We start from the raw sequence: 9,779 nt of genomic DNA on the forward strand, positions 1-9,779 counted from the left end.
TGCTTCTGTCAATCTTAAAATCAATTAAGATAGTTTGTTTGTAATATTTTTCAATAATTATTCAATAATTATTCAATAATTATTCAATAATTATTCAATAATTATTCAATAATTAAATTTGAAAAATTATTTTTTTTATATAAAAAATTGAAAAGAAAAATTGTTGAACTAATAATTCATATAAAAAGGAGGCACAAATTAATGAAAAAGAATACATTAAGTGCGATATTAATGACTTTATTTTTATTTATATCTTGTAATAATTCAGGTGGGGATTCTGCATCTACTAATCCTGATGAGTCTGCAAAAGGACCTAATCTTACCGTAATAAGCAAAAAAATTACAGATTCTAATGCATTTTTACTGGCTGTGAAAGAAGTTGAGGCTTTGCTTTCATCTATAGATGAACTTTCTAAAGCTATTGGTAAAAAAATAAAAAATGATGGTACTTTAGATAACGAAGCAAATCGAAACGAATCATTGATAGCAGGAGCTTATGAAATATCAAAACTAATAACACAAAAATTAAGTGTATTGAATTCAGAAGAATTAAAGGAAAAAATTAAAGAGGCTAAGGATTGTTCCGAAAAATTTACTACTAAGCTAAAAGATAGTCATGCAGAGCTTGGTATACAAAGCGTTCAGGATGATAATGCAAAAAAAGCTATTTTAAAAACACATGGAACTAAAGACAAGGGTGCTAAAGAACTTGAAGAGTTATTTAAATCACTAGAAAGCTTGTCAAAAGCAGCGCAAGCAGCATTAACTAATTCAGTTAAAGAGCTTACAAATCCTGTTGTGGCAGAAACTCCAAAAAAACCTTAATTAAGATCAAATTAATATTATAAGATTTTAAAAAAGTAACTGGAAAAATAAAGTCAATATAGAGAGTCAAGAAAAATTTCTTGACTTTTATTTTTCTATTTTTTCAAAATTTCTTAAAATTCATTTTAAATAAGGATTAAATGATTTTAATTTTAAGTTTCTTTTTAAAGAATAAAACTTATTTCAAAGACTATTAATAAATTGAATTTAAGTATCCCCAAATATAAAAAAATTAGGTAGCAATTTGCTTTAAAGATTGCAGGTTTTAATTTTTGAAGACTTAGATAGTTTTAAAGATCATAAGTAATTTTTTGGTTTTGTGTGGAATTTTATAAAGCGCGCAATATTCGGAATATTTTGATGATAAAATTTTTTTCATGATTTGTAATTTAGTTTGTTTAAATTGCAAATTTTAAATTTTTTTTATAAATAGCAAATCAGTTAATAACCATAAAAAAATTTAATAATAAAAATTAGACACAATATTATCATTACTGGAGAGATTTTATTTTTTTTGTTTTCTAATAAATTAAGTATTATGTTTATTAAAACATAAAATATTATTCCAATGCTTATTCCTGAAGAGATATTGTATGTTAAGGGAATTAAAAAAAGTATTAAAAAACTGGAAACATTTTCTCTTATATTAGAAAAATTAATTTTTATTATTTCTCTGCACATTGAAAATCCTACATATATTAGTGCTGCAGCAGTTGCACTAGCAGGAACAGCAATAAATAATGGTGAAAGGAATATTGCAATAAAGAACATTATTCCTGTTACTATTACTGTAAGTCCAGTTTTTCCGCCTTCTTCTATTCCTGTGCAACTTTCAATATATGCTGTTACAGTAGACACTCCCATTATTGCTCCAACGGTAGTAGAAATGGCATCAATTAAAAATATTTTACCAACATTAGGAATTTTGCCGTTTTTATCTAACATATTACCTTTTGCTGCTACTGCTATTAAAGTGCCCAAAGTATCAAATAAATCGTTAAAGAGCAATACCAATACAATTGTAATAAAGCTCCAAAAATGTTTGCTTAATATGTAGGAAAAATCCAGCTGATTAAATATTGGCGTAATAGACTCAAATCTTAAAATTCCGTCTGGAAAACTTATTCCAGCAGCAACTGCGCTTTCTGGATTAAAGATCGCATATATCCAGGCTATGGCAGTGACTGAACAAATTGCCCAAAGTATACTTCCTCGGATATTTAATTGTTCAAAAATTACAATAAAAAATAATCCTAAAAATGTAAATAAAACTTTTAAGTCAATGAATGGTCCGATTCCAACCAATGTGGCATCATTTTTAATGATAATTCCACCATTAACAAAACCAATAAAAGCAATAAACAGTCCTATTCCAACTGTGATAGAATATTTTAAGTTTACTGGTATGGAATTTGCAATACTTTCTCTAGCTCTTGATAGAGACAATACAATAAAAATCAGCCCTTCAGTAAAAACAGCAGCTAATGCAACTTGCCAAGGAATATTCATTCCAATTACTACAGAAAATGCAAAAAATGCATTAAGTCCCATGCCGGGCGCTAGTGCAATAGGGGTATTGGTATAAAGCCCCATTAATATACTAGAAAATGCTGATGTTAAGCAAGTTGCAGTAACTAATGCACCAATTGGCATCCCTGTGCTAGATAATATTGCCGGATTAACAGCTATTATGTATGCCATACTCAAAAAAGTGGTAATACCCGCAATAATTTCTTTTTTATAATCGATGGCATTATTTTTAAATTGAAATAACAATGTTTCTTTGGATTGATTCATTAAAAATTACTCCTTAGATTTTATTTTATATCAAAAATTAAACCAACACCATTTATTAGATTTTAATTTATTAGTAAAATGTGCTGATAAATTAAATTTAAAGGAAACATTAATAGCCATAAACAAATTTAATAATAAAAATTAAGCACAATATTAGCATTATAGGAGAAATTTTAATCTTTTCTTTGCTCAAGAGATTAAATGCTAAATTTACTAAAATGTAAAATACGGCTCCAACAAAAAATCCTGAAGAAATGCTATAAGTTAGAGGAATCAAAAAAAATATTAAAAAGCTAGAAATATTTTCTCTAATATTATAGAAATCAATTTTTATTAGCTCTCTACACATTGAAAATCCCACATATATTAAAGCTGCAGCAGTTGCGCTAGCAGGAACGGCAATAAACAAAGGGGCAAAAAAAACTGCAAATAAAAATAATAATCCAGTTACAATTGAAGCAAGACCTGTTTTACCACCCTCAGCAATTCCTGTAAAACTTTCAATATAAGTAGTAACAGTAGAAACCCCCATTATTGCTCCAAAAGCAGTAGCAATACCGTCGATTAGTAATATTTTTTTTGCATTAGGAATTTTTCCGTTTTTATCCAACATGCCGCCTTTTGTTGTAACGCTTATTAAAATACCTACAGTATCAAATAAATCATTGAATAAGAAAATAAAAACTATTGATATAAAAGTCCAAAAATGTTCACTCAAAACATAAGAAAAATCTAATTGATTAAATATTGGCCCAATAGATTCAAATTTTAGAACTCCATTAGGAAGATTTATACCAATAGATTTGGCACCCTCTAAATTAAATATTGAATACATCCAAGCTGTAAGAGTAACTATAATAATTGCCCAAAGTATACTTCCTCTTACATTTAATTGTTCAAAAATTACAATAAAAAATAATCCTAAAAATGTAAATAAAACTTTTAAGTCAATGAATGATCCGATTCCAACCAATGTGGCATCATTTTTAATGATAATTCCACCATTGACAAAACCAATAAAAGCAATAAAAAGTCCTATTCCAACTGTGATAGAGTATTTTAAGTTTACTGGTATGGAATTTATAATTTGCTCTCTTACTCTTAAAAAGGAAAGGATAATAAAAATTAGTCCCTCAATAAAAACAGCGGTTAATGCAACTTGCCAAGGAATATTCATGCCAATTACCACAGAAAATGCAAAAAATGCATTTAAACTCATTCCAGAAGCTAATGCTAAAGGAGTATTAGTATAAAGCCCCATTAGTATGGTAGAGAATGCTGCTGTTAGACAGGTTGCAGTGACTAGCGCGCCAATTGGCATACCTGTGTTAGATAGTATTGCCGGGTTAACAGCTATAATATATGACATACTCAAAAAAGTAGTAATGCCTGCGAAAATTTCCTTTTTATAGTTAATATCACTGTTTTTAAATTGAAAAAATAAACCTTTTACATATTTTCCCATAAAACCTTCCTTTGTATTGTTTAAAAATATTGCCAATAACCATTAACCTTTTCATTTTTTTAAAGGTTTATTGAATTTTATTAATCATATTATTCTGAAAAAGAATATTTTCGCTGTCGGGTAAGTTTGAAAATACAATAGTTTTAATAACCCTTTCAGAACTATTTATAATAACAAATTTTCTAGCTTTAATAAGCTTTAAATAAGCTTTTAAAGAAATATCTTTTCCAACACTAAAAAAGGTTTGAAGATATTTATGATCAATTAACTTATAACGATTAAATAAAAATAAGGCAATTATATCATTTTCAACTTTTAAAAATAAAGGTTCTTTGTACCTTAAATTCCACTTATTAGAAACAGTAAAATAATGTCTTAAAGAAATTTTATTATTCTCTTGAATTAATTTAATGTATTTGGAATTTTTTCTTAATTCAGGAATACCGTCAAAAGAGATTGTAGAACAAGACAATATTAACAATATTAAATAAAAAAACAATAAATGTTTTTTAAAAATTTTCAAGACCGTCAATAATGTGTCAGTTTTTTTATAAAATTTTATTTTTAAATGCATATTCTAAAGTATTTTTTGTATTCTTGAAATTAACATCAATAAACCTTGGATCATATTCTAAAGTGTCCTTAGTCCAAACTTGAAAAGAATCATCATTTAATAAAAAGACTAGCTTTTTGTAAGGAGTTAAAGCTTTTGACATAAGAGAGAAATTGTCTTTATCAATATTAATGTATAAAAACTTAAAATTTCCAATACTAACTACTTTAGAAATAGCAATGCTTCCAATATATTTATTATCTTGAATTAATTTCAAATAACCTTTAGTAAAATTTAAATTTGAGTCTAGCATAACATTTAAAAAAACAGTAAATTTATTATTGGCTTTATCTTTTTTAATGTAAATTTGACTATCTGGATAAAAATAAAGAAAATAATCTGCTCTTTCAATTTTTTCAAAATTCTTTTCTAAGTCTTCAGCAATATTTAAAATCTTGCAAGAAGAACAAATAAAAACCATTAAAATCAAAAAAAAACTATATTTCATAATTAACTTATATTATACAATACAGAAAGGAGAGTATTTATATTAAATGAATAAAAACACCTTCAGCTCTTATATTGAAAATTCCAAAGTCTATTCGGATTATTTAATATTAAAACATAAAATATTACTTATTCCTGTTCCTATAATAAAAATTGCTATGGAAGAAGATCTGAAAATTTTTGAAATAAGTTTTCAAGATAAACATAAAGATTTTTCAGGATATATTCAATTAAATAAAAAATCTTTATATATAAATGAAAACATGAGTCTTGAAAATAAAAGATTTACAATAGCAAAACACTTAGGGCATTATTTAATGCATCAAGATCAAATGAAAAATCTATCTAAAAATGAAAACTATTATAATGATACTCAAGATAGTCAAATGGCAACAGAAGCCAATATATTTGCAGCAAACATTTTAGTTCCAACAACCACATTAAAATTAAAATTATCTCAATATAAATCTAGAGAGTACCCTCAAAAAACAATAGCAAAAGAATTTCAAGTAACCGAAAATACAATTTATTTAAAATTAAGCATACTTAATGATCTTAATAAAATAGACAAAATGAAAAAGAGTAAAAAATTTTTAAAAATTAAAAACGCAAAACATAAAATAGAAGCTAACATTTACCTCCATAAGACAGATAAAATTAAAGAATCAATAGCTCTTGATTTAGAAAAACATGAACTTGAAAAAAAAGAACGAATTAAAAAAATATTTGAAGATCTAGAATAAAAAGCTTTTCTAGGTTAAAAACTTTTTGAGTATATATTCCATCTTCACGTTGGCCAAGACTAAATAATCTTTACTCTTAATAAGAGAATCTAAATGGTTTTTTGCAATTACGATCCAATACTTATTGTCCATAAATTTCTTAGCAGTTGGAAAATTTATTTTTAATGAAAAATTCTTCATAATTTTTTGTTTTTCAAGATAAGATAAAACTTCTGCCTTAAAAGATGCGCCTTGAGTTAAACTATAGGCAATAAGTATTCCATATAACTTTTTATTATAAATAAAAAGGTCTTTAATCAAATTAATATTGCTATTAAAATTGGATTCAGCAACGTAAATATAAGCACTATTTTTTACATCATCCAAACTTTCAAAATCAGATGAACTATATAAATGTTCGTAGTCTTTTATTTTAAAATTTGCAATCTTCAAGTCAGGATAATTCATCAAAGATTTTAAAGTAGTTAAATTTATTTTATCTTTTTCTGGTATTTTAACCAAAGAAATCGTTGAACAACCACAAAGCAATAAAAAATAAGCAGTAATTAAAAACTTCTTCATTTAATGCTTTAATTGTATGCTTTTAGTAAAATAAAGTAAAGTAAAGTAAAGTAAATAAAAATATATAAATATTTTGATATAATATAAAAATAAACTTTAAAAGGATGTCAAATGAGTTATTATGCGCTAAGCAAAATATTTCTATATTCTGGATATCTTGTTATTGGATTTTTGTCTTTTACAATTTTCAATAAAAACTTACGAAATAAAATCAGAGATAAATTAAAAAACTTATACTTTTTATATTATTTAACTTTTTTTACTCTTTTTATTATCAGCTCAAATTTATCTTATTACTTCACTGAAAAGCAATTATTGGAAAATTTTAATATTTTTGAAAAAGAATTTTTTGAAATACATAAAATAAACGAACAATTTTTTCAAAAATACCTACTAAATTTTCCAGTACCAATACGAATGGAATTAATGTCAAAATTTGATCCAATATATACAGTGTTTAATGCTAGTTTTGAAAAATACGCTAAAAACATAGGGAAAAGCTCTTATGAAATTCAAACAAATTATAAAAATTATATCAAAGCAACAAATTCAGAAATTAAACAAAAAATAGAGCAAATAAAAGAAAATATTACTCCTACTTATAATAAGTATAAATTACCTATTCTAAATGGAGAAAATACAGAAATAAGTATCGATAAGAATGGAAATATTATTCCTGTTATAAAAAATACAAACGGACAAATAACAGAATTACTGTTTTACGATCAAAATTACAATTTAATTCCCTTTAAAAAATTTGAAAGCCACACAGTTAGATTTGATCTAATCCCAGAAACTAAAAATATACACTTCAAAGAGTTAATAAATGTTTACTATTTAAATGAAAATAATATTATCACTCCCATAGAATATTATAAAAATAATATAGAGACTAGCCCTTATTACATAGACTTACAAGAAAATAAAGATAATTTTCTTAAGACAATAAAAATCAAAAAAGAGTATGGTTTATACATTGAGAAAAAAAAGCAACTACAACATTTAACTGAAAATGATAAACTTGATGATTTTAAAGAATTTTTAGCAAAAAATAATAATATTATTTCATTAAATACAATATTTTCTAACGGCAATCCAATATTTACTTATGCCATAACTGTAAAAGCAAAAAGTATTATAAATTATTTAATAACAAAAGAATTTAATATTAATTTAACAAATCAAAGCGCTCAAACAGCTCTGCATAATGCCATAATTCAAAAATATGAATTAAAATTTATTAAATCACTTATTAAAAAAGGCGCTAATCCAAATATCAGAGATATAGACAATAAACTACCTATAGATTACTCTGATAAAACTGGTGAAATCTATAAATATTTAATGGGCATTTAGCATGATAACAGCATTCTAAGCTAAATTGATCTGATTTATTAAGCTCTAAATTTAACTTGAAATAATTGTAATGTGAACAGAGATTACAACCAATGCTTTACTAATAAATAGTATGAAATTAAATTGAAAACAATCTTTAACACTTTTTAGAAATACAAAAGCTTCTAAACAGCAATTTAATATTATTATTTATCAATACCAATATTTACAAGATTAAAAAATCTTGTTAAGATATTAAACGTATTATTCAAATTAATTATTTTAATTAATTAATTTACACTTAATAAAAAGGGGAAAATTATGTCAACATCATCCGCATCTATATCTATATTTACAATATTGCAAAAAGTAGGAAAAGCCTTCATGCTTTCTATAGCACTTTTACCAGCAGCTGGAATTTTATTGGGAATCGGAGGCGCATTTACTAATGAGACAATGATTCAGGCTTATGGATTAGAAGAAATCCTTGGGAAAGGAAGTGTAGCCAACTCAATACTTTATCTTATGAAATATACAGGAGAAGTAATTTTTGCTAACTTACCTTTAATGTTTGCAGCAGCAATTCCAATCGGACTTGCTAAATTAGAAAAAGGAACAGCTGCTTTAGCGGGAGTAGTCGGCTTTTTAGTTATGCATCAAACTATAAATGGAATCTTGTACATACAAGGAATCACACCAGAAAGTGCAAGCTTAAAAGCACTATTGGAATTAGGAATGCCTGAAACAGCTGCAACTGCCAAAAGTCAGGAATATACAAGTGTACTTGGAATATTCTCTCTTCAAATGAGCGTAATGGGAGGACTGATAGCAGGATTTGTTGCTGTCTTTCTTCATAACAGATTTTATAATATTCAATTACCCACATTTTTAGCATTTTTTGGAGGCACAAGATTTGTGCCAATCATAACCACAATGACAATGTTTGTTGTAGGAATATTTTTAACATTTATTTGGCCTTTTATCCAAGGTGCAATGACTTCGTTTGGGAACATTGTAGAACAATCTGGGCTTTTTGGAACATTTGTATATGGAGCAATAAAAAGATCTTTAATTCCATTTGGACTTCACCATATATTTTATTTGCCATTTTGGCAAACAGCTGTTGGTGGGGCAATGGAAATAAATGGAGAACTCATATCAGGAGCACAAAATATATTCTTCAAACAACTTGCAGATCCCAATACTGTACATTTTGAAGTTGCAAAGGGAACAAGGTTTTTTAGCGGAGAATTTGTTGTTATGATTTTTGGACTACCTGGGGCTGCACTTGCTATGTACCATACATCAAAGCCTGAAAATAAAAAAAACGTAGCTTCATTGCTAATATCTGCTAGCTTTACATCAATGTTAACAGGAATTACAGAACCTCTTGAATTTGCATTCCTTTTCGCAGCACCAGCACTTTATTACTTTATATATGTTCCTCTTTTTGGATTGGCATATCTTTTAACACACCTTTTAAACGTAGGGGTTGGACTAACATTTTCTGGAGGATTTATAGATATGTTTCTATTTGGAATACTTCAGGGGAATAGTAAAACAAATTGGATAGCAATTCCTATCTTAGGAATCTTCTACTTTATTGGATTTTACTTTATATTTAAATTTGTAATCATGAAATTCAATCTTAAAACAATAGGAAGAGAAGATGAAGAAATGGAAAAAGATGAAATAAGTTTGGAAAAAACAAATTTATCAGAAACTGCTTCAAAGGTATTAGAAGGTCTTGGAGGAAAAGATAATATTACATATATTGACGCATGTGCATCAAGACTAAGAATTAATCTAAAACAAATAGAATTCATCAAATCAGATGCCTATTTTAAGCATCTGGGTGCTAGCGGAATGTTAAAAAAAGGAAATAGTGTCCAAATTGTATTTGGAGGATTATCAGATAACATAAAAATGGAAATCGACAAGCTTATGTAAATTTTTTTAAAAAATATAAAAACAACTAATCCAATAGAAAAAT

The 9,779-nt window shown here is 26.3% G+C and carries 9 protein-coding genes; 4 read left to right on the forward strand and 5 right to left on the reverse strand.

Annotated elements, in window-relative coordinates:
* The first annotated feature begins 201 nt into the window (after positions 1–201).
* The gene (gene ospC / locus BG_RS04330) at positions 202–825 is read left to right on the forward strand and encodes an outer surface protein OspC (protein ID WP_011187135.1); all 624 of its coding nucleotides are present in this window, start codon (positions 202–204) and stop codon (positions 823–825) included.
* Between the two features lie 441 nt (positions 826–1,266).
* Here ospC and BG_RS04335 read toward each other — a convergent pair whose 3' ends face one another.
* The 4 genes from BG_RS04335 to BG_RS04350 form a co-directional block, all read right to left on the reverse strand.
* Positions 1,267–2,622 carry an NCS2 family permease gene (locus tag BG_RS04335; RefSeq protein WP_011187136.1) on the reverse strand — a complete coding sequence of 452 codons (1,356 nt, stop codon included), beginning with the start codon at positions 2,620–2,622 and terminating at the stop codon, positions 1,267–1,269.
* Between the two features lie 109 nt (positions 2,623–2,731).
* Positions 2,732–4,087, reverse strand: a complete 1,356-nt coding sequence (locus BG_RS04340; protein WP_011187137.1) for an NCS2 family permease — start codon at positions 4,085–4,087, stop codon at positions 2,732–2,734.
* A gap of 67 nt (positions 4,088–4,154) precedes the next feature.
* On the reverse strand, positions 4,155–4,661 hold the full coding sequence (locus tag BG_RS04345; protein WP_011187138.1) for a hypothetical protein: 507 nt from the start codon (positions 4,659–4,661) through the stop codon (positions 4,155–4,157).
* A complete protein-coding gene (locus BG_RS04350) occupies positions 4,636–5,148 on the reverse strand; it encodes a hypothetical protein (RefSeq protein WP_044007970.1) in 513 nt (170 codons plus the stop codon). Before BG_RS04350 ends, BG_RS04345 begins: the two co-directional genes overlap by 26 nt.
* A 46-nt stretch (positions 5,149–5,194) precedes the next feature.
* On the opposite strand from BG_RS04350, the gene BG_RS04355 reads away from it, so the two are divergent.
* Entirely contained in the window at positions 5,195–5,890 is a 696-nt protein-coding gene (locus tag BG_RS04355; RefSeq protein ID WP_011187140.1) for an ImmA/IrrE family metallo-endopeptidase, read from the forward strand.
* Positions 5,891–5,899: 9 nt separating this feature from the next.
* On the opposite strand, the gene BG_RS04360 is transcribed toward BG_RS04355, so the two are convergent.
* Positions 5,900–6,451 (reverse strand): hypothetical protein, encoded by a 552-nt coding sequence (locus BG_RS04360; RefSeq protein ID WP_011187141.1) that lies wholly within the window; start codon positions 6,449–6,451, stop codon positions 5,900–5,902.
* Positions 6,452–6,562: 111 nt separating this feature from the next.
* Between BG_RS04360 and BG_RS04365 the strand changes: the two genes are divergently transcribed.
* Entirely contained in the window at positions 6,563–7,807 is a 1,245-nt protein-coding gene (locus BG_RS04365; RefSeq protein WP_044007971.1) for an ankyrin repeat domain-containing protein, read from the forward strand.
* 300 nt (positions 7,808–8,107) lie between these two features.
* A complete protein-coding gene (locus BG_RS04370) occupies positions 8,108–9,736 on the forward strand; it encodes a PTS transporter subunit EIIC (RefSeq protein ID WP_011187143.1) in 1,629 nt (542 codons plus the stop codon).
* Positions 9,737–9,779 lie beyond the last annotated feature (43 nt).

Source organism: Borreliella bavariensis PBi, assembly GCF_000196215.1.
Lineage (GTDB): Bacteria > Spirochaetota > Spirochaetia > Borreliales > Borreliaceae > Borreliella > Borreliella garinii.